The organism is Iodidimonas gelatinilytica, from assembly GCF_008579125.1.
GTDB lineage: Bacteria > Pseudomonadota > Alphaproteobacteria > Sphingomonadales > Rhodothalassiaceae > Iodidimonas > Iodidimonas muriae.
The window spans coordinates 189,346-209,010 of the sequence record NZ_BKCL01000004.1 but is presented as its reverse complement, the minus strand read 5'-3'; the positions used below and the strand labels follow the sequence as shown (position 1 = coordinate 209,010).

The window sequence follows — 19,665 nt, the reverse complement described above, 5'->3', positions numbered from 1 at the left end:
TTCTATCTGAATCAATTATTTGCCTTATGAGTCTGGAGTAGAATCTTACGAACCGGGGCAAAGCTTTTGCGGTGATATGCGGTGGCACCCACAAGCTTTAGCGCCTCGAGGTGCTTGGGCACGCCATATCCTGCGTTTTGCTCCCATCCATAAGCGGGATGTTTTCGGGCCAGATCGGCATGATTTGATCGCGTTTTACTTTGGCCAAAATGCTGGCTGCGGCGATGGATGCGGACAATTGATCGCCCTTTACCACGCATTGGGCCGGACATTTGGTGCCGGGATGCTGATTGCCATCCACAAGGCAGGCATGGGGCGCGGGATCAAGGGCCTCGACCGCACGGCGCATGGCCAACAGGCTGGCCTGCAAGATATTGAGGCGATCGATTTCCTCTACACTGGCCTGCGTGATCGCCACAGCAATGGCCTGTTCATGGATATGGTCAAACAATCTTTGGCGCTTGGTTTTGCTCAGGCGCTTGCTGTCATCCAGGCCAAGGGGGATATGGTCCGGGTCCAGAATAACGGCGGCGGCGACCACGGGGCCTGCAAGGGGGCCGCGTCCGGCTTCATCCACGCCGGCCACCAGCCCGCCCATATGGAGTTCCATAGAAAAATCAGGCACCGCGCCCCCCCTTTGTTCTTGTGGCTTAGCGATAGTCGAATAACGCCACACCCTCTTTGGGATCAAGGAACCTTTCCCATGGCTTGTCTGATAAAGCGCGGTTTGCCGTTGCAAAGCCTGCCTCCATGCGCTCTTGCAGGCTGGCGGCGGTGAAGTCCGCATCGGCGAGCGGGTCTTCATAGCTATGGCGGGGAATGACCAGGCGGATGACGCGCATATCGGTTTGGCATCCCCAAGCGGCCAGTTCGGCGATTTCCAGCTTTTTCCGCTCTTCCTGGGGGATTTTCTCTGCCAAACCATTGATGATATGACGCAGATGGTGAAGCTGTGCCTGCCGCTTGATATGGCTATCGATGCGGCTGGCATACTGGATTTCTTTTTGCCGCGCCGATACTTCCCACAGGCTATTGGGATGCGGTCCTTCGCTGTTCCAAAGCTGCACGGAAAACACCACCGAATTGCGCCGAGGGGCATCGTCGAACACCGCTTCGATGGGGGAATTTGAATAAATCCCGCCATCCCAATAATGATCCCCGTCGATTTCAATGGCGGGGAAGGCGGGCGGCAAAGCCCCCGATGCCATGATATGATCGGCGGTCAGTTTTGTATCACGGCTGTCGAAATAGCGCATTTCGCCTTTGGTGATAGACACCGCCCCGACAGTTAAGCGCGTGGCACCCGCATTGAGCTGCTTGAAATCCACATGGGCTTCAAGCGTATCGCGCAAAGCATCGGTATCGTACCAGGAGGCATGATCCAGCCCTTGTGGCCACAATCCGCCTGTCATCATCGAAAGGGAAGGGCGGAAAAAACCGGGGATGCCACGCAGAAAAATATCCGCCATCGCCCCCATATGCGCCAGGGAGGACGGCATCATGGACGGGCTGTCGCGCTGGACGATACGCCAGAAACTTTCCAGCTTTTCCAGCCGCTTGTTTTGTTCGTTTCCTGCGATAATGGCAGCATTGATGGCACCGATGGAGGTGCCGATCACCCAATCGGGCTCCATCTTCGATTTGTTCAGTGCTTGATAAACGCCGGCTTGATAGGCCCCCAATGCACCGCCGCCCTGAAGCACCAGAACGCATTGTCCCGGCAGGTCTGCACCACAGACTTTATGGGTCATTGTGCTGTCCAGCCGCCCTCAATGGGAAGAGATGCGCCATTGAAAGATTCAGAATGGGGGCCGCATAGAAAGACGGCCAAGGCACCCAGATCTTCCACGTTTACGAATTTCTTGGTGGGCTGGGCCGCCAAAAGTACATCGCGCTTTACTTCATCTTCCGTCATGCCGCGGGCTTTTGCGGTGTCGGGGATCTGTTTTTCCACCAGGGGGGTAAGCACATAGCCGGGGCAGATGGCATTGGCGGTGATATTATGTTCGGCTACTTCCAGAGCCACGGTTTTGGTCAGCCCCAAAATACCGTGCTTGGCGGCCACATAAGCGGATTTGAACGGAGAGGCCACAAGGCCGTGGGCCGATGCCAGATTGATGACCCGGCCCCATCCGGCTGTCTTCATATGCGGAATGGCATGGTGGATCATGTGGAAGGCGGAAGAGAGATTGATGGCGATGATGGCATCCCATTTTTCGGGCGGGAAATCTTCAATGGGGGCCACATGCTGGATACCGGCATTGTTGACGATGATATCAACGCTGCCCAATTCTTTGGCGGTCTTTGCAACCAGATCGGCTATCTGGTCCGGCTTTGTCATGTCGGCACCATTATAAAGCACGGTCTGGCCTGTTTCGCTTTGTAGCGCGGCACGGGTTTTCTCGATCTCGGCCGCATCGCCAAATCCATTGAGAACGACCTGCGCGCCCGCATGGGCGAGCGCTTTTGCAATACCCAGTCCGATACCACTGGTGGACCCGGTAATGATCGCTGTTTTGCCGTGCAACATGGAAAGGCTCCTTAAATAATAAAATCGAATGTTTAGCCTATATGGGATATTGATCTTGCCATACAATTCACATGTTGCGGCGCAAAATAAAAAGGCATCAACCGGCGTGGAAATGGTCGTAGATCTGGCGCGCCATAGCCTTTGAAATGCCGTCCACCAATTCCAGATCCTTCAAGGCGGCATCGGCCACGCCGGAAGCCGATCCGAAATGATGCAACAAGGCGCGTTTGCGTTTGGGGCCGATACCGGCAAGTTCGTCCAGCGGGCTTTTGACAATGGCTTTGGACCGCTTGGCCCGATGACCGCCAATGGCAAAGCGATGGGCTTCATCGCGCAGGCGCTGCAGATAATAAAGGGCCGGATGGCCGGGGCGGATCATGAAGGCCTCATGGCCTGCCTTATGGAATTGTTCGCGGCCTGCATGGCGGTCGGGGCCTTTGGAAATCGCGACAATGTCAACATCTTCCGTTACCCCATAGTCTTGCGCCACTTCCAGAACGGCGGAAAGCTGCCCCTTGCCGCCATCGATCAGCATCAGGTCGGGCCACAAGCCGCGGCTGCGGTCCGGGTCTTCTTTCAGCAACCGGGAAAAGCGCCGGGTCATTACTTCGCGCATCATGGCAAAATCATCGCCGGGGGTCAGGCTGGTGCTTTTGATATTAAAGCGCCGATATTGGCTTTTATCGAAGCCTTCTGCGCCGGAGACAATCATCGCGCCTAAGGCGTGGCTGCCCTGAATATGGCTGTTGTCATACACCTCGATACGGTTCGGCACGCTGTCCAGATGTAAAATGTCCGCCAGTTCGGCAAGCAATTGGCTTTCATTGGCGGCGTCTGCCAATTTGCGGTCAAGCGCCAGAATGGCATTGCGTTCGGCTTCTATGACCAGATCGCGTTTTGCGCCCCGTTGCGGCAAATGAAGCGAGATCGTGCGCCCTGCTGCCACGCTCAGGGCTTGGGCCAGCAAGGGCATATTGGCCGGAGTTTCATTCAGCAGAATTTGGCGGGGCGGCGGTTTGTTGTCGTAAAACTGGGCCAGAAAGGCGCTCAGCACATCATCCAGTTGGTCGTCTTTGGCGTGGCGGGGGAAGAAGGCGCGATTGCCCCGGTTTTGCCCGGCCCGAAAGAAAAACACCTGAATACAGACCTGGCCGCCTTTCATCACCGCCGCGATCACATCCGCATCATCAAGGCGGCTGGTGGCGGTGCCTTGATGGCTTTGCACATGGGCAAGGGCCTTCAGGCGGTCGCGCAAAATGGCGGCGGTTTCAAAATCCAGTGCGTCCGATGCTTCCATCATATCGGCGGCCAAACGCTTTTGAATACCGGTGTCGCGGCCTTCCAGAAAGGCAAGGGCATCAGCCACCAACTGATCGTAATCGGCTTTTGAAATGCGGCCCACACATGGGGCAGAGCACCGCTTGATCTGGTAAAGCAGGCATGGCCGCGACCGGTTTTCCAAAACCGCATCCGAACAGGTGCGCAGCAAAAAAATGCGCTGCAAGGTGTTGAGCGTGCGATTGACCGATGACGCCGATGCAAAAGGCCCGAAATAAAGGCCGTCTTTTCCCCGCGCCCCCCGGTGCTTGGCAATTTGCGGCCAATGATGGGTGTTTTTCAAGACGATATAGGGAAAGGATTTATCGTCGCGCAAAAGCACATTGAACGGCGGTTTCAGCCGCTTGATCAGATTGGCTTCCAGCAATAAGGCATCGGCTTCTGTGTGGGTGGTCACAAACTCCATGGAGCGGGTTTGGCTGACCATGCGTCCGATGCGATTCCCAAGGCCATTGGGTCGGGTATAGTTGGACACCCGGCTGCGGATGTTTTTCGCCTTGCCAACATAAAGCACGTCCCCTTGCGCATTCATCATACGGTAAACGCCGGGGGCACGCGGAGCGGTTTTCAAAGCGTGGCGAATGGCATCGGCCCCGATGGGGGCATGATCCGCGCTTTTTTCGGGTGCGACCGCCTCTTTTGGCAGGCTGACAGTTTCGGGCGTGCCGGTTTTACGGTCGGTCATTTTTTTACGGTCGGTCATGGCGTCTATCAGCCGGAAATTTACATTATTTTCGATCAATTCTGTAATTTTTTGCCAAAAAGACCAAAAAATACCAATGACTCAAGGGGCTGCAGGATCGGCATCAGAGTCGGCGAAAACTTGTCCACGGCTCCTGTGGATAACCTTGTGGGAAAGCATTGTCATAATCACGTAACGTGGCTGTAACCTTTGGTTCATAGGTCTTTGCACAAAAAATAGGCAATTTTCCTAACTCGTTGAAATTACAGATAAAATACTAAGTCAACGAGGAAAAGAAGATTTATTGAAGGGATCGGGAAATTCTATTGAACTGACCTCTTGACCTTCATTACCCCTGTGTACAAGCCGTTTGCGATTCGCAAGCCAAAGGAGGCGCGTCGTGTTACGGAAAGCCTTTGAAACGCTCGATTTCGACGCCGACACTGGCTGCGGCAGCCACCACATCGAGTTTTTCCACCCGAACCCTGACAGACCGGACGCGGCTGTCTTTCAAGGACATGGCGGCGATGAGATCGGCCAGCGTTTCGGCCAGGTGAATATGGCCCTGGGCGAGGATGGCGTGGATGCCTTCAATAATCTCGTTGTAGCACACCACATTTTCCAGCTTGTCCAGATGGCCGGGATGGTCATCGACGGCTAAATCCACATTGATTCGCACCCGCTGGCCGCCGCCTTTTTCATGTTCCCACACCCCGATATGGGCATCCACCACAAGATCGCGGATAAACACATGCCGGATCCGCCGATAGCCATCGGCAATATGAGAGGGGCCTTGGGTGCGGTGAGTCTCGCTGCCATCCATGGCGTTATCCTTTGCTTGCATCCACATCCGCTGTACGCCATGCCAGATGCTGGCCGCCGTCTAAAGCGATCATTTGACCGGTGATCGAGGACGCATCCAAAAGAAATTGAACCGCTTTTACGAATTCATCAAGGGATGGACCATGCCCCAGAGGCACGCTGGCGGCTTCTTTTGCGAAATCTTCAGCGCTTTGGTGGGTGCTGGGCAGCACCGGTCCGGGGCCGACGGCATTGACCCGAATGCGTGGGGCCAAAGCCTGTGCGGCGGTTTGCGTGAATGTCCACAAAGCGGCTTTGGAAAGCGTATAGGTGGAAAATAACGGATTGAGCTTCCACACCCGATGATCGATCACATTGAGCACGGAGCCGGCCATAGCAGGCGGCAATTGGGCTGCAAATTTTTGCGTTAGCACGAAGGGTGCGCGTAAATTGACCTGCATATGCTGGTCCCAGCTTTCCCGGTTCGCCGACAACAGATCGTCATTCAAAAAGGTGGAGGCATTGTTGATCAGGCACGAAATCGGTCCGGCTTGCACTGCCGCATCGTCGATCAGGCGGTCGAGGGCTGTTTCGTCATAAAGATCGGCGCCAATGGCATGGGCCGTGCCGCCATGTGCACGGATTTCTTTCACAAGATGGTCCGCATCTGCCGCGGACCGGTGATAATGGACCACGATTTTGTGCCCGGCTTTGGCAAGGCCCAGAGCCATGGCGCGTCCGATACGCTTGCCCGCGCCGGTGATCAAAATGGTTTCTATCATAATCCCACCGCCGCCATACGCGCGATACTTATGCCATCATAAGCCAGCCAGCCGATATAGGCGGCATAGGCAAGCACAAGCCCAAGACCGGCAATTCGCCCCAAAGGCCGATGTTTTAATGTGAAAGGCAAAATGGCAAGGGAGGCTCCCAACATGACCCAAAGATCCACTTGGAAAAAGCTATCGGGGACCGGCACATTTCCCACCATGGCGGTGACGCCCATAATGCCCAGCAGATTGAAGATATTGCTGCCGATCACATTGCCCAGCGCCACATCGCATTGGCAGCGCAAGGCGGCGGCGATGGAAGTGGCCAGTTCGGGCAAGGACGTGCCAAGGGCAACGAGGGTGAGGCCGATTACCGCTTCGGGCACACCCAGCGTTGTGGCGATGAACACCGATCCATCCACCAAAAGATTGGCCCCGAGCACCAACCCCGCGCATCCACCAAGCACCATGATGCCTGAAAGCCATGGGCGGCGTTTTTCGGAAAGGTCTTCTTCAAATTCAAGGAATTCTTCTGCCACTTTTGGGTCGGCTTTGGCGCGTATACCGGAATAAACCAGAAAGGCAATCAGCCCGATGAACAGAACCATGCCTTCAAAAAAGCCGATCTGGCCGCCCATGGCGAGGGCGATGAACAACACCGTTGCTGCCAGCATCACCGCCATATTCCGGTTCAATTTTGGCGCGGAGCAGGTCAGGGGGGCCAATAAGGCCGGCAGACCGAGAACCAATAGGGCATTGGCTATATTGCTGCCCACCACATTGCCAAGGGCCAAGGTGGGTGCGCCGCGCAAGACAGCGTCCACGCCAACGAACAATTCAGGGGCCGACGTCCCGAACGCGACGATGGTCAGGCCGATCAACAAAGGCGGCAGGCCGAAATTTTCGGCCAAAGCCGCGGCACCGCGAACGAGAATGTCACCGGCTATGACAAGGAGCCCCAGACCGGCGATAGCTTGCAAGAGAGCGAGAAACATATGTTGGACTTTGCGTCCCTCATGCCGTGTGTAAAAAAAATATCGGCAATTAATCCAGCCGATGCACTTGCCCATATAAGGGCTCCCGCTTAGGAATAAAAGAACCTCTCTATTGTCAAAGGTATATCAGAACACATCATGACATCCGAAAGCACCCAGATCGCCTTTAGCGCAGAGGGCAGCGCCTTGATGGATGCGTTGGTGTTTTTATTGGCGGCTATTCTGGCGGCGCTCGGGGTTGCACGTCTGCGCTGGAGCCCGGTGGTCGGCTATATGGTTGCCGGTGCGGTGATCGGTCCTTTTGTGTTGGGGCTGGTGGACGACAGTCCGCAAATTCATATGCTGGCGGAATTCGGCGTGGTGTTCTTGATGTTTACCATCGGGCTTGAATTGTCGCCGCAACGGCTACGCGCCATGCGCGGGATGATTTTTGGTCTGGGCGGTCTTCAGGTTGTTCTCAGTGCCGCAGCCATTGGCCTTGCGGCATCGCTTTTTGGTTTGACGATGGAAGCGGCGGTGGTTGTGGGGCTGGCACTGGGCCTGTCGTCCACGGCTGTGGTAATGCGGTTGCTGTTGGATCAGGATGCCTTGGCCACAAAGGTGGGGCGGCGCACTTTTTCCGTGCTGTTGTTCCAAGATATTGCGGTTGTACCGATCTTGTTGTTGGTCAGCGCCCTTGCAGATGGTGCCCCGGCTTTTTCTTTGGTGGCCTTGAAAGCCATCGGGGAAGCGGTTGTCGCCCTTGTTGTTGTGTGGGCACTTGGGCGTTTTGCCGCCCAGCCTTTTTTCCGTCTTGTGGCGCGTACCAAAAACTCTGAATTGTTCGCCGCCACCACTTTGCTGGTGGTTCTGGGGGCTGCCTGGGCCATGGAACGGGTGGGCTTGTCTTTGGAACTGGGGGCATTTCTGGCAGGTTTGCTGCTGGCGGAAACCGAATACCGAACGCAGGTGGAACTGGATATCGAGCCTTATCGCAGTCTGCTTTTAGGGCTGTTTTTCCTGACTATCGGTATGGCCCTTGATCCCATGCTGATACTGGATGAAATCGGCTGGATTCTGGCATTGTTGGCAGCCATGCTGGCAATAAAGGCCATTGTTGCCTATGGCCTTGGCTGGATATTCGATCTGGAAAAAGGGGCGCGGGAACGCTTTGGACTTTTGGTGTCACAAGCCGGGGAATTTGCCTTCATTGTGTTTGCCGCCGCCTTGGCTCTTGGCCTTTTGGATAGCCGCGAGGTTCAAATTCTTAGCGTTGTGGTGGTGTTGTCCATCGCCTTGACACCGGCTTTGGATGCTTTGGGACGCTGGCTGGAACGCCGTGTGGCAATTGTTGATACGCCGGGAAATCAAACAAAGCTGGAGGACACCGGCGGGCATCTGGAAGGGCATGTGGTGATCGCCGGATTTGGCCGTGTCGGGCAAACGCTGGCGAAAATTCTGTGCAGTCAACGGATTGATTATGTGGCGCTGGATTTGAATGGCGATACCATCTTGCGCGCCACCCGGCGCGGCTGGTCGGTATTTTATGGCAATGCCGCATCCGCCGAGACGTTAAAGGCCGCAGGACTTTATAAAGCGTCAAGTCTTGTGGTGACATTGGACAATCCGGCGTCTGCGGCGCGCGCTGTGAAGGCGGCCCGGCGCATCAATCCCGATATTCCGATCATTGTGCGCTCTCGCGATCATGCCCATGGTGTGGAGCTTGAAACCCTGGGGGCATCGGCGTTTGTGCCGGAAACGCTGGAGGCCAGCTTGCAGCTTGGCGGGCAGGTTTTGCGGACTTTGGGCCTGCCACATAGTACGGCTGACCATATCATCGATGGCTTGCGCAGTGAGGATTATGCCAATATCCGGGATCTGGGGGGATGAGCGCCGTTCCTATCTGGCTTAATCATCTGATTTTTGCTTTCTTTCCCCTATAACGGCTAATGCGTGCAGCGCGAAGGAGACTTATGTTCGCTTTTCCCGTTCCAGAAATGGTTGAAACCAACGGCATTCGACTTGCCGTGCACCGCGCCGGGCCATCACCGGATCGGGCAAAGGCTGTGGTCTTGTTGCTGCATGGCTTCCCCGATCTTGCCTTTACATGGCGGCATCAGGTTCCTGTTCTTGCCGGGGCGGGCTATTGCGTTCTCGCGCCGGATTTGCGCGGCTTTGGGCGCTCGGATAAGCCACAAGACCGATCCGCTTACGGAATGGAGATTTTGGCCCGTGATCTGACAGGCTTGCTTGACCATTATCAGGTGCCTCGGGCTTTTGTGATCGGCCATGATTGGGGGGCGCTGATCAATTGGTCCTTGCCATTTTACTGTCCGGACCGCCTGCACGGCATTGCCAATCTCAATATTCCCTTCCTTCCGCGCGGCTCTATTGCGCCGATCGCGCTTTTTGAAGCGGCTTTCGGCAAGCAGATGTATATCGTGCGTTTTCAAGAGGAAGGACCATGCGAAGCGATTTTCGAGCAAGATATGGCTCGCACCATGGCGTTCTTCTTTCGCAAGCCCAAAATCCATGACGGCGCAGGAGACGGTGGTGGCGCGTTTTCGGTGCCGGATTTGGATCTGGTGTCCTGGCTGCAAGGGCCTTCTGACAAATGGCCGGGGGATGATTTTTTACCGGAGCGGGAACTGGCGGTCTATGTGGAGGCCTTCCGGGAAGGCGGCATGACGGCTCCTTTGCATTATTACCGCAATATGGATGCCAATTGGCGTGATATGGAGCGCTTTCAGCCCAAAGGGAAGACAGTGCTTGTTGATATTCCGGTGCTGATGATTACCGCTGATAAGGACGGGGTTTGCCCGCCGCATCTGGCGGATGGCAAGGATGTTTTTTTCACAGATTATCGCCGGGTCGACATCAAGGATTGCGGACATTGGACACAGCAGGAAAAACCCGACGAGGTGAACGCCATTTTGCTGGAATGGCTGGGGTAATCTCTGCCAAAGATTAAAAAATAACGCTGACATCGAGAGGATCGGGATGAAATGATGAAACTTTATGGTCGGCGGTTATCGCCATATTTTGAGCGTGTGGTTTTGGTTTTAAGCCTTAAGAACGCGCTGGACGATGTGGCCTTGACCCCGGTGCCGGGCGGGCTTGGGTCCGAAGACTATAAAGCGATCACCCCTATCGGAAAGATCCCGACGCTTGAAGTGCGCGAAGGATTTGTGATCCCGGAAGGTCAGGTGATCTGCACCTATCTGGAACGGCTTTATCCAAGCCCGGCGCTGATCCCCGACGCGGCGGCAGATGCGGCGCAGGTGGAGCTGTTGTGCCGGCTTGTGGATATTTATGTGTCGGCGGCTTTGGGGCCGGTATTCCGCGCGGTCCGGGAAGGTGAAGCTCAAAGCGATGCGGCAAAAGAGGCGGTGGTGAATTTGCAAAAGGCGCTGTCTTATCTTGAATATTATATCACGCCGGGCCAGCGGGCTGTTGGGGATCATTGGAGCCTTGCGGATTGTGCCATGATTCCGGTGTTCTTTTTTGTGCGTACATTGGCGCCGATTTTGGGTTTTGATCCCTTTGAAGAGACACCAAAGCTTAAACAATGGCATGATGTGGTGGCGCAAACGGATCTATGTAAGCAATCCAATGAAGAACAGGGGAAATCTCTGGCGGACTTTATGGCCCAATCCAAAAATTGAAGCCGATTGCGATAAGCTGACTGTATCCTGCTCCCCTATGGAGATCCGAGAATGGCCCTATCCATAAATCTGACTGTCAATGGCAAAGCCGTTACAAAAACCGTTGAGCCAACCTGTCTGCTGGTGGATTTCCTGCGGGATGATCTGCAATTAACGGGAACCCATGTGGGCTGTGACACCAGCCAGTGCGGTGCCTGCACCATTCATCTCGATGGCCAGCCGGTGAAAGCCTGCACCATCTTGGCCGTGCAGGCGGATGGGGCCGAAATTCTGACCATTGAAGGCTTGGCGCCGGAGGGGGAATTGCATCCCATGCAGGCGGCTTTTGCTCAGCATCACGGCCTGCAATGCGGCTTTTGTACGCCGGGGATGGTGATGACGGGCATTGGCATTGCACGGCAGCATCCCGATGCGGATGAAGCAACTATCCGACGCGAACTGGAAGGCAATCTGTGCCGTTGCACCGGCTATCAGAATATCATGAAAGCGGTTGTTGCCGGTACACGTCTTATGGCTGAAAGCGAAGGCTGAAGGGGGATCTCATATGTTTCGGTTCGATTATCATAGAGCAACCAGCCTTGAAGATGCCCGCGCCACTTTTGATGCGGCAGAAGACGGGGTGTTTCTTGCCGGGGGCATGACCTTGATCCCCACGCTGAAACAGCGTCTTGCCATGCCGTCGGACCTTGTGGATCTGGCGGGAGTAGAGGCTTTGCGCGGCATCACGCTGGAGGCCGATCATGTGGAGATCGGGGCGATGGTCCCGCATGGAGACGTGGCAAAGTCACAAGCCGTGCGTGATGCGATCCCGGCACTGGCCATTCTTGCTGGCGATATTGGCGATCCAATGGTGCGGGCACGGGGAACTTTGGGTGGCTCGGTGGCCAATAACGATCCGGCGGCGGATTATCCCGGTGCTGTGCTGGGCCTCGGGGCAACCATCCAGACAGATCGGCGCGAGATTTTGGCGGATGATTTCTTTACCGCCATGTTTGAAACGGCGCTGGAAGACGGGGAATTGATTACCTCTATCCGCTTTCCGCGCCCCGAACGGGCCGCTTATGTGAAATTTCACAATCCTGCCTCGCGCTATGCCATAGCCGGGGTATTCGTAGCGCAACTGGGCGAAAAGGTACGTGTTGCGGTAACCGGGGCCGGTCCCACGGTGTTTCGTCATCGGGAAATGGAGCAGGCGCTGGAACGCAGATTCGCACCCGATGCCTTGGAAGGCATTGCTGTGGATGCCGGGCCACTGAACTCCGATATGCACGCCAGTGCCGATTTTCGAGCCCATCTGGTGAAGGTGATGGCCGTAAGGGCGGTGGTGCAAGCGTTGAAGTAAAGCCTGCAGGCTGGCCCGCATTGGTTACCAAGGAGCCAGCATCCCCCGCTTGATGGCTTCCACCACGGTTTGGGTTTTGGTGTGGGTATTCAGCTTTTTGGCCACGCCGCTTAAATGGGCTTTGACCGTACTGTCGGAAATCGACAGAATGATGCCGATTTCTTCATTGGTTTTGCCGCGTGCCGCCCATAGCAGGCATTCCCGCTCCCGTTCGGTCAGGGGCGGCGGCGCGATTTTCCGTGTGTTTTCAGAATGCTGTTTTATAGCCTGATGAAATTGATGCCCAAGGCTTTCCAGAATTTCACGCTTTGATTGCAGGATTGCGTCGAATTGTGGTCCAGCTTTTCCAAGTATTCCGAAAACAGCAAAATCCAATGCACTTAGTGGAATGGGAATACAGAATCCGGCGGTGATCCCGAAATCTTTAGTATGTTGGAACAATTCCTGTTGACGGCGGGTCAATTTTATTCCCGCAATCGCTTCCGCCCATGTGAAAGGCTCTGTGCTTGTAAAACAGCGCAATGCGACGGGGTCGCATAATAAATAATCATTCTTTCTATAAATATTTATCCATCTTCGTGTCCGGCTGTCCACATGGCGGTAAGTTTTACCAGATGATATATTGTAGTAATAATAATCGGAAAATCCATAAGACGTTATGGTTTCATAAGTTTCATTTATTATTGGAAATAATTTATCTTTATCTATTCCAGAGTAACTAAATTCTTTTATCATAATTTATATAGGCCAATATGAAAATAATATTTCATAATTATGAGTCTGTGAAATAGGGCTGTCAATCGGGAATGGCATGGGAATTTGACGGTTTTGTCACGCATGCCCGTTTTGAAAGGCCGTTGTTATTGCAGCGCAAAATCATTTTCCAAGAAGGCTATGAAAAAATGATGGGTTTGAATTTCTCTAAAATCTTAATGCTTTTATTTGTTAACATATTGGTAACCATAAAAATGATAAATAGAGAGGCATTGTTATATTCTTTCGCATAATTTAATGTTGCATATGCGAAGGTGCCGTGCGGATATTTTTTGCACTGCGGCAGAATAGGTAACAAGGAGTGTCTCAAGCCTATGCTTTATTCCCTATATGAACTCCAGCACACCGCTGTTGCTCCTTTGCGATTTGCCGCCGACCATGGTCAGATTTTTTTCCGCAATCCTTATAATCCACTGAGCTACACCCCGGCGGGCCGCGTGACCTCTGCTGCGCTGGATTTGTTCGAGCATACAACGCGCCGTTATGGCAAACCGCGTTTCGATCTGGATTGGACCGAGATTGACGGCCGGAAGGTCAAGATATCGGAAGAAACCATGTTTCGCCGCCCGTTCGGGCAGCTGAGACGCTTCACCCGCGATGCGCGCCGCCCCGATGATCCGAAATTATTGCTTGTGGCCCCCATGTCCGGGCATTTTGCAACGCTGCTGCGGGGCACCGTGGAGGCGTTGTTGCCCGATCATGATGTGTATATCACCGATTGGCGCGATGCCCGGGATATTCCGGTGTTCGAGGGCCGGTTCGATCTGGATGATTATATTGATTATGTCATTGGCTGGCTGGAGGATCTTGGCTCGAACTGTCATGTGATGGCAGTCTGTCAGCCTGCGGTGCCGGTTTATGCGGCCATTGCGCGGATGGAAGCGGAAGGAAACCGCGCCGCGCCTTTGTCCATGACCTTGATGGGTGGCCCCATCGATACCCGCGCCAACCCGACGGCTGTGAATGATTTGGCCACCACCCGTCCTTTGAGCTGGTTTGAACGCAATGTGATCACCCATGTGCCGCCGCCCAATGCAGGCATGTGGCGCAAGGTTTATCCGGGATTTTTGCAGCTTGCCGGATTCATGAGCATGAATCTGGGCGACCATGTGATGAAGCACCATGAATTCTTCAATCATCTGGTGGAAGGCGACGGGGAAAGTGCTGAAGCAACCCGCGCGTTCTATGAGGAATACCGCTCGGTGATGGACATGACGGCGGAATTCTATCTCCAAACTATTGAAACCGTGTTTCAAACCCATGCGTTGCCCAAGGGTGCAATGATGCACCGGGACCAGCCGGTGGACCCGTCTGCCATCAAGAAAACCGCGATTTTGTGCGTGGAAGGCGAGCGTGACGATATTTCCGGCATCGGCCAGACCAAAGCCGCGCTCACCCTTGCCACCAATCTGGACCCGGCCAAGAAATCCTATTTCATGGCCCCCAAGGTTGGCCATTACGGTATTTTCAATGGCCGCCGCTGGCGTGAGGTAATCGCGCCCAAGGTGAGAGACTTCATCCGCCTGCATGATCGCTCGACCCGCTAAAAGCTGAAACACCCGCTTGCACCTGCCATGCTCTCGCCGCACTCTTGCCTATTCTGAGCGAAAAGAAGGCAGAGGATCATAAGATGCGGCAGTTTCTTGGTTTATTGGTTTGTCTGGTGGCTTTTGCTCCAGCTTTGCAGGCGGCAGAGCTGAAAGGCCGGTTGGCGCAAGGTGGGTTGGTCTTCGGTCTGGCTGCGCCGGGGTCTAGTGTGCGCCTGAATGATAAACCGGTGATGGTGGCCGCCGATGGCCGGTTCGTCATTGGATTTGGCCGGGATGCCCCCTTGGAGCAAAGGCTGGAAACCATCGCTCCTGATGGGACACCGCAGGTGCAAATGCTGCAGCTGGAAGACCGGACGTTCAAAATTGAACGGGTCGATGGCCTGCCGCCAAAAACCGTTACGCCGCCGCCTGAATATTATGACCGTCGCAAGCGCGAAACCGCCATGGTGCGCAAAGCCCGGGGCGAGATCAGCGAACAGTTGTTCTGGGAAGATGGCTTCCGGCTTCCCGCTGAGGGGCGTATTTCCGGCGTTTATGGATCGCAACGCATTTTGAACGGCAAGCCCCGCTCGCCCCATTACGGGCTGGATGTGGCCGCCCCCAAAGGGACGCCGGTTCTGGCTCCGGCTTCAGGCATTGTGCGCTTGGCAGAGCCGGATTTTTTATTGGAGGGCGGCATTTTGATCATCGATCATGGGTTCGGTGTCAGTTCGACCCTGATGCATCTGCAAAGCCTTGATGTGGCGGTGGGCGATCATGTGGAGCAGGGGCAGAAAGTGGCCAGCCTTGGCGCAACGGGGCGGGCCAGCGGCCCCCATGTGGATTGGCGCATCAATTGGTTCGATGTGCGTGTGGACCCCGCCTTGGTGTTGGAAGAGGCCGCTGATGTCGCAGGTGCGCCATGACCATGAAAGGCGCATGTTTCGGCGTTCTTCTGGGCTTTGTCCTTGCTCCGGTGGCCATGGCGCAGCAGATGCCGTCGGGATTGTCGGGCACTCTGGCAGGGATGAGCGATCTTGTGGATCGGGGCTTGTCTTTGTCGGATGAGGACCCAAGCGCTTCGGCGGCGCTGTTTCTGGATTTTGGCGAGAAATTCTATGCGGGAGCCAATGTGGCTCATGTGGATGCGTTTGGTGCGGATGTGCGTGCTGGCGGAATTCTGGGTATGGTCATGCCGCTGGATGCCTATGAGCTTGACCTTTCGGTTTCTGTTGACGGGTTTCTGGGCGGGGACGACTTTGTCTATCCGGAAATGCGGGCCCGGCTGTCGCGGGATTTGGGGCTGTTCTATGCCGCAGCGGGCCTGAGCTATGCCCCTGATGGCCGGTGGGCTGTGCGCAATGAACAAACGCTTTATGGCTATGTGGAAACCGAAGTGCCGATCCCTGGCCTGCCTTGGCTGACGGGCACGGCGCATGTGGCTATGAAGCCATTGATAATGCCAAAAACAAAACCGATTGGGGAATGGGTTTTGCAGCGGGGTATAAGGTCTTTGAACTGTCTATGGGCTATGAAGACAGTGATTCGGATGCCGATATCGGCAGCGCCCGGTTTGTGGGGGCGCTGCGGATTTATTTCTGACCCATGGATTTCAGAGAATTTCTGCCGTTATGTGCCGGCTACTGTCATCTGGTCGATCAGAAGGGTTGGGGCATTGATGGCATAGCGGAATGAAAGATCGTCTGCCGGTATGGCCCGCGCCAGCATATCGACCAGATTGCCCGCAATGGTCATTTCATTGACAGGATGGGTCAGGACACCATTTTCAATCAGGAAACCGGCAGCGCCCCGGCTGTAATCGCCGGTGACGGGATTGACCCCCATGCCGATCAGTTCCGTGACATAAAAGCCGCGCGAAACCGAACCGATCAGATCGGCCACCGGGGTGGTTCCCGCCGTCATATACAGATTGCTGGTGCCGGGCGAAGGGGCGCTGGAAAGCCCCCGCATGGCACTGCCGGTGGTTTGCAGGCCCAATTTGCGCGCCGTTGCGCAATCCAGCACCCAGCTTTGCAAGATGCCATCTTCAATCAGGGGCAGGTCGCGGACCATAACGCCTTCGGCATCGAAGGGCCGGGATCGCAGGCCGCGTTTGCGCGTGGGGGCGTCAATCACGGATATGCCGGGTGCAAATACCTGTTCTCCCATTTTATCACGCAAAAAGCTGCTTCCCCGCGCAATGGACGCGCCATTGACCCCTTGTGCAAAATGTCCAAGCAGGCTGTTGGAAACGCGTGGATCGAAGATCACCGGCAGCTTTGCCGTTGGCAGGCGTTCTGCCCCCAGCCTGCGCACGGCCCGTTCTCCGGCCCGTTTGCCAATGGTTTCAGCCGGGTCCAGATCCGCGAAATGGCGCGCGGCACTATAGTCGTAATCCCGTTCCATTTGGGTTCCGGTGCCCGCCAGAACAGAGGCCGATATGGAATAGCTGCTGCCTTCATAACCGCCGGAAAATCCGTTGCTGGTCATCAAATCCATACGCATATGGGCCGCATTGGCTCCGGCTCCGCCGCTATTGGTGACACCATCAACGGCGCGGGCGGCTTCTTCGGCTGTGCGGGCAAGATCGGTCAGTTCCGCTTCATCGAATACATGTCCGTCAAACAGATCCATGCCCCGTGCATCGCGGTTGGTGGCAAACAAAGAAGGGTCCGCAAGGCCGATAAAGGGGTCTTGAGGCGTTACCTTGGCCATGGCAATGGCACGCTCTACAAGGGTTTGCCGTGCATCTTTTCCCGGATCGGATGTGGAAACGGTGGCGCTGCTCTGGCCGATCATCACTCGCAGGCCATAAGCCATACTTTCCGATCGTTCCGCATCTTCCAACGTGCCCATGCGGTAGCTGATGGCGACAGATTTGCTGGAAAGCGCGAGAGCGTCCGCGGCATCGGCCCCCAAGGCTTTGGCACGGTGGATCAGGTCGGCAATAATATCGGCGGTCGGGGGTGTTTGGGCGGATATGGTGGTCATGACGTCTCGCTATGTTCCAGAAGGGATCAACTATATGACCTCCGACGGGGGCGATGACAAGCATAGCCATGTAGGAAAGGGCAGGAAAAGGAAAACCCCCGCAGAGGGTGCTGCGGGGGTGATCTTAGGGATCGCGAAGCCCAAGGCAAGTGGGTCGGAACAGGGGGAACGTCGTGCGCTCCGCGACCGCGTTGAACAAACATTACGCGTTCATTGCTCGCAAATAATACCAAATTTTTCATATATGTCTTGTCACAGCATGCTCGCTGCTGTTCACAAGAGCGTGAAATATATAGAAACAATGCTTAATGTAACGGCGAATTTTCTGTGTTGCTTTCAGCGGGGCTGTGCAAATGGTTTATTCTGTGGTTTTTTGAGTGCCACAAAGTTCTTTTGGATGATCCAGAAGATCATAATGACAAGGTTGCAGCACCCCAAAGCGCAGGCGTTTTGGGAAGTGGAGAATTGATACATGGCTGACAACAGACATGCGGCGCTTGCCGCAGGGGGATCTCAAGGGGAGTTCCTCGGTCATCCCAAGGGGCTTTACGTCCTGTTCATGACCGAAATGTGGGAGCGCTTTTCCTATTACGGGATGCGGGCGCTTTTGATTTTCTATCTGACCCAGCATTGGCTTTTTTCCGATGGCAAGGCGTCTATCATTTATGGGGCCTATACATCCCTTGTTTATATCACGCCGGTTTTGGGCGGGTATCTGGCCGATAAATATCTAGGCCAGCGAAAAGCGGTTTTGTTCGGCGCGATCCTATTGACATGCGGTCATGTTCTGATGGCCTTTGAAGGAACCGGCGGCCAAGGCGATCCGACCATCAATATCTTCTGGTTGGCTTTGTCCTTCATCATTGTTGGATCGGGCTTTTTGAAAGCCAATATTTCGGTGATCGTGGGGCAGCTTTATTCCCTTACCGATGTACGCCGCGACGGGGCCTATACGATCTTTTATATGGGCATCAATGTGGGCGCGGCCATCGGCACACTCGTCGCCGGTTATCTGGGCCAGACCTATGGCTGGAAATACGGCTTTGGTGCCGCCGGATTTGGCATGTTCCTTGGTTTGTTGGTGTTTATCTGGAAAACACCTTTGCTTATGGGTCGTGGCGAATCGCCCAATCCCGAAAAACTTGCGCAACGGATTGGCGGCGTGCTGAAGCTGGAATGGCTTCTTTATTTGCTTTCTGTGGCGTCTGTCGGCCTGATTTGGACCCTGATCCAATATCAAGCGTGGTCGGTTGGCTGTTGATGGGATCCGGCGTTGTATTGCTGGGCTATGTGCTTGTTGTGGCCATCACGAAATTGACACCGCAAGAACGCGATCGAATCTTTGCCGTGGTGTTCCTGATTGCTTTGCAGCCCTTGTTCTGGGGGTTGTTTGAACAGGCGGGATCGTCGCTCAATCTGTTTACAGATCGTTATGTGGACCGCGCCGGCGTGCCTGCTTCGATTTTCCAATCGCTCAACCCCATTTATATCGTGCTGTTTGGTCCGGTGTTCGCATGGCTTTGGGTGTTCCTTGGCAAGCGTGGGCTGGAGCCTTCCACACCAGCCAAATTCGGCCTTGGGATCGTGCAGCTTGGCCTGGGCTTTCTGGTTCTGGTGGGTGGCGCGCATATGGTGGGCCTCAATATGGCAACGCCGGTTGTGTTCATCTTCCTGATCTATCTGTTGCACACCACGGGCGAGTTGTGCCTGTCCCCGGTGGGACTTTCGGCGATGAACCGTTTGGCACCAAAGCATATGGCCAGCCTGATCATGGGCGCGTGGTTTTTTGCTACGGCGGGCGGTAATTTTGTTGGCGGTCTTATTGCGCAGGCCACCGGTGGCGGCCATGCGGGCGGCACGGATCTGGCCAAGGAAAGCGTTTTGCAGGTTTATACGACCATCGGGCTTGTGGCCATCGGGGTCGGGGTGGCTGTGATGGTTGTCGCGCCGCTTGTGAAACGCCTGATGCATCTTGATACGCTGAAAGATGATAGCGAACTGGCTGGCTATGAAGAAGTAGGAGAGGCGCAAAGCCCGGGGATGCACCCCGAGCTTGAAACAAAGCCTCGGCCATCGCAGGCATAAGATTTCGTTATAAGTAGAAGAAAAGAGCATCGTCCTGAGTGGGCGGTGCTCTTTTTTTTAAGGAAAAATGGGGGGCTATGTGGAGGAAGGGTACCATTGTTCTCTTCAAGGCATGACAAATGCGCCCATTGCCTGCTAGCGTTGCCACCATCGGGACAACAAGAATGCTCAAGGAGGCATCATG

At 55.0% G+C, this 19,665-nt stretch carries 17 protein-coding genes and 2 pseudogenes; 10 read left to right on the top strand and 9 right to left on the bottom strand.

Annotated elements, in window-relative coordinates:
* Positions 1 to 11 precede the first annotated feature (11 nt).
* The 7 genes and pseudogenes from rnhB to JCM17844_RS07405 all read right to left on the bottom strand — a co-directional run bounded on the left by rnhB (position 12) and on the right by JCM17844_RS07405 (position 7,116).
* A pseudogene (gene rnhB / locus JCM17844_RS07435) lies at positions 12 to 625 on the bottom strand (ribonuclease HII).
* Between the two features lie 25 nt (positions 626 to 650).
* The gene (locus tag JCM17844_RS07430) at positions 651 to 1,751 is read right to left on the bottom strand and encodes a patatin-like phospholipase family protein (RefSeq protein WP_150000366.1); all 1,101 of its coding nucleotides are present in this window, start codon (positions 1,749 to 1,751) and stop codon (positions 651 to 653) included.
* Positions 1,748 to 2,530 (bottom strand): 3-hydroxybutyrate dehydrogenase, encoded by a 783-nt coding sequence (locus JCM17844_RS07425; protein ID WP_150000365.1) that lies wholly within the window; start codon positions 2,528 to 2,530, stop codon positions 1,748 to 1,750. Before JCM17844_RS07425 ends, JCM17844_RS07430 begins: the two co-directional genes overlap by 4 nt.
* Positions 2,531 to 2,627: 97 nt before the next feature.
* Positions 2,628 to 4,553 (bottom strand): excinuclease ABC subunit UvrC, encoded by a 1,926-nt coding sequence (gene uvrC, locus JCM17844_RS07420; protein WP_150000452.1) that lies wholly within the window; start codon positions 4,551 to 4,553, stop codon positions 2,628 to 2,630.
* A gap of 400 nt (positions 4,554 to 4,953) precedes the next feature.
* Positions 4,954 to 5,373, bottom strand: a complete 420-nt coding sequence (gene folB / locus JCM17844_RS07415; protein ID WP_150000364.1) for a dihydroneopterin aldolase — start codon at positions 5,371 to 5,373, stop codon at positions 4,954 to 4,956.
* Between the two features lie 4 nt (positions 5,374 to 5,377).
* Positions 5,378 to 6,133, bottom strand: coding sequence for an SDR family oxidoreductase (locus JCM17844_RS07410; protein ID WP_150000363.1), 756 nt, complete (start codon positions 6,131 to 6,133; stop codon positions 5,378 to 5,380).
* Positions 6,130 to 7,116, bottom strand: coding sequence for a calcium/sodium antiporter (locus JCM17844_RS07405; RefSeq protein ID WP_150000362.1), 987 nt, complete (start codon positions 7,114 to 7,116; stop codon positions 6,130 to 6,132). Before JCM17844_RS07405 ends, JCM17844_RS07410 begins: the two co-directional genes overlap by 4 nt.
* A gap of 138 nt (positions 7,117 to 7,254) precedes the next feature.
* Between JCM17844_RS07405 and JCM17844_RS07400 the strand changes: the two genes are divergently transcribed.
* The 5 genes from JCM17844_RS07400 to JCM17844_RS07380 all read left to right on the top strand — a co-directional run bounded on the left by JCM17844_RS07400 (position 7,255) and on the right by JCM17844_RS07380 (position 12,102).
* Positions 7,255 to 8,985: a monovalent cation:proton antiporter-2 (CPA2) family protein gene (locus JCM17844_RS07400; RefSeq protein ID WP_150000361.1), complete on the top strand. Its 1,731-nt coding sequence runs from the start codon at positions 7,255 to 7,257 to the stop codon at positions 8,983 to 8,985.
* Positions 8,986 to 9,068: 83 nt separating this feature from the next.
* The gene (locus tag JCM17844_RS07395) at positions 9,069 to 10,049 is read left to right on the top strand and encodes an alpha/beta fold hydrolase (protein WP_210431576.1); all 981 of its coding nucleotides are present in this window, start codon (positions 9,069 to 9,071) and stop codon (positions 10,047 to 10,049) included.
* Positions 10,050 to 10,100: 51 nt separating this feature from the next.
* Positions 10,101 to 10,760, top strand: coding sequence for a glutathione S-transferase family protein (locus JCM17844_RS07390; protein WP_150000359.1), 660 nt, complete (start codon positions 10,101 to 10,103; stop codon positions 10,758 to 10,760).
* A 51-nt stretch (positions 10,761 to 10,811) separates the two neighbouring features.
* The gene (locus tag JCM17844_RS07385; RefSeq protein ID WP_150000358.1) at positions 10,812 to 11,291 is read left to right on the top strand and encodes a (2Fe-2S)-binding protein; all 480 of its coding nucleotides are present in this window, start codon (positions 10,812 to 10,814) and stop codon (positions 11,289 to 11,291) included.
* 13 nt (positions 11,292 to 11,304) lie between these two features.
* Entirely contained in the window at positions 11,305 to 12,102 is a 798-nt protein-coding gene (locus JCM17844_RS07380; RefSeq protein ID WP_150000357.1) for an FAD binding domain-containing protein, read from the top strand.
* A gap of 24 nt (positions 12,103 to 12,126) precedes the next feature.
* On the opposite strand, the gene JCM17844_RS15945 is transcribed toward JCM17844_RS07380, so the two are convergent.
* Positions 12,127 to 12,837: a helix-turn-helix transcriptional regulator gene (locus tag JCM17844_RS15945; RefSeq protein WP_150000356.1), complete on the bottom strand. Its 711-nt coding sequence runs from the start codon at positions 12,835 to 12,837 to the stop codon at positions 12,127 to 12,129.
* Between the two features lie 353 nt (positions 12,838 to 13,190).
* Here JCM17844_RS15945 and JCM17844_RS07370 point away from each other — a divergent pair, with 353 nt between their 5' ends.
* The 3 genes from JCM17844_RS07370 to JCM17844_RS07360 all read left to right on the top strand — a co-directional run bounded on the left by JCM17844_RS07370 (position 13,191) and on the right by JCM17844_RS07360 (position 16,092).
* Positions 13,191 to 14,423: a polyhydroxyalkanoate depolymerase gene (locus JCM17844_RS07370; RefSeq protein ID WP_150000355.1), complete on the top strand. Its 1,233-nt coding sequence runs from the start codon at positions 13,191 to 13,193 to the stop codon at positions 14,421 to 14,423.
* Positions 14,424 to 14,506: 83 nt separating this feature from the next.
* Complete coding sequence (locus tag JCM17844_RS07365; RefSeq protein WP_150000354.1) at positions 14,507 to 15,331, top strand: M23 family metallopeptidase; 825 nt, start codon at positions 14,507 to 14,509, stop codon at positions 15,329 to 15,331.
* Positions 15,328 to 16,092: a TorF family putative porin gene (locus JCM17844_RS07360; RefSeq protein ID WP_150000353.1), complete on the top strand. Its 765-nt coding sequence runs from the start codon at positions 15,328 to 15,330 to the stop codon at positions 16,090 to 16,092. Before JCM17844_RS07365 ends, JCM17844_RS07360 begins: the two co-directional genes overlap by 4 nt.
* Here the strand turns inward: JCM17844_RS07360 and JCM17844_RS07355 are convergent.
* The gene (locus JCM17844_RS07355; RefSeq protein WP_150000352.1) at positions 16,035 to 17,396 is read right to left on the bottom strand and encodes a TldD/PmbA family protein; all 1,362 of its coding nucleotides are present in this window, start codon (positions 17,394 to 17,396) and stop codon (positions 16,035 to 16,037) included. The two genes, JCM17844_RS07360 and JCM17844_RS07355, sit on opposite strands and share 58 nt — an antisense overlap.
* Positions 17,397 to 17,430: 34 nt before the next feature.
* Between JCM17844_RS07355 and JCM17844_RS07350 the strand changes: the two genes are divergently transcribed.
* Both JCM17844_RS07350 and JCM17844_RS17225 read left to right on the top strand, forming a co-directional pair.
* Positions 17,431 to 17,865 (top strand): hypothetical protein, encoded by a 435-nt coding sequence (locus JCM17844_RS07350; protein WP_150000351.1) that lies wholly within the window; start codon positions 17,431 to 17,433, stop codon positions 17,863 to 17,865.
* Positions 17,866 to 17,868: 3 nt separating this feature from the next.
* Positions 17,869 to 19,481, top strand: a pseudogene (locus tag JCM17844_RS17225) (peptide MFS transporter).
* Positions 19,482 to 19,665: the final 184 nt, after the last annotated feature.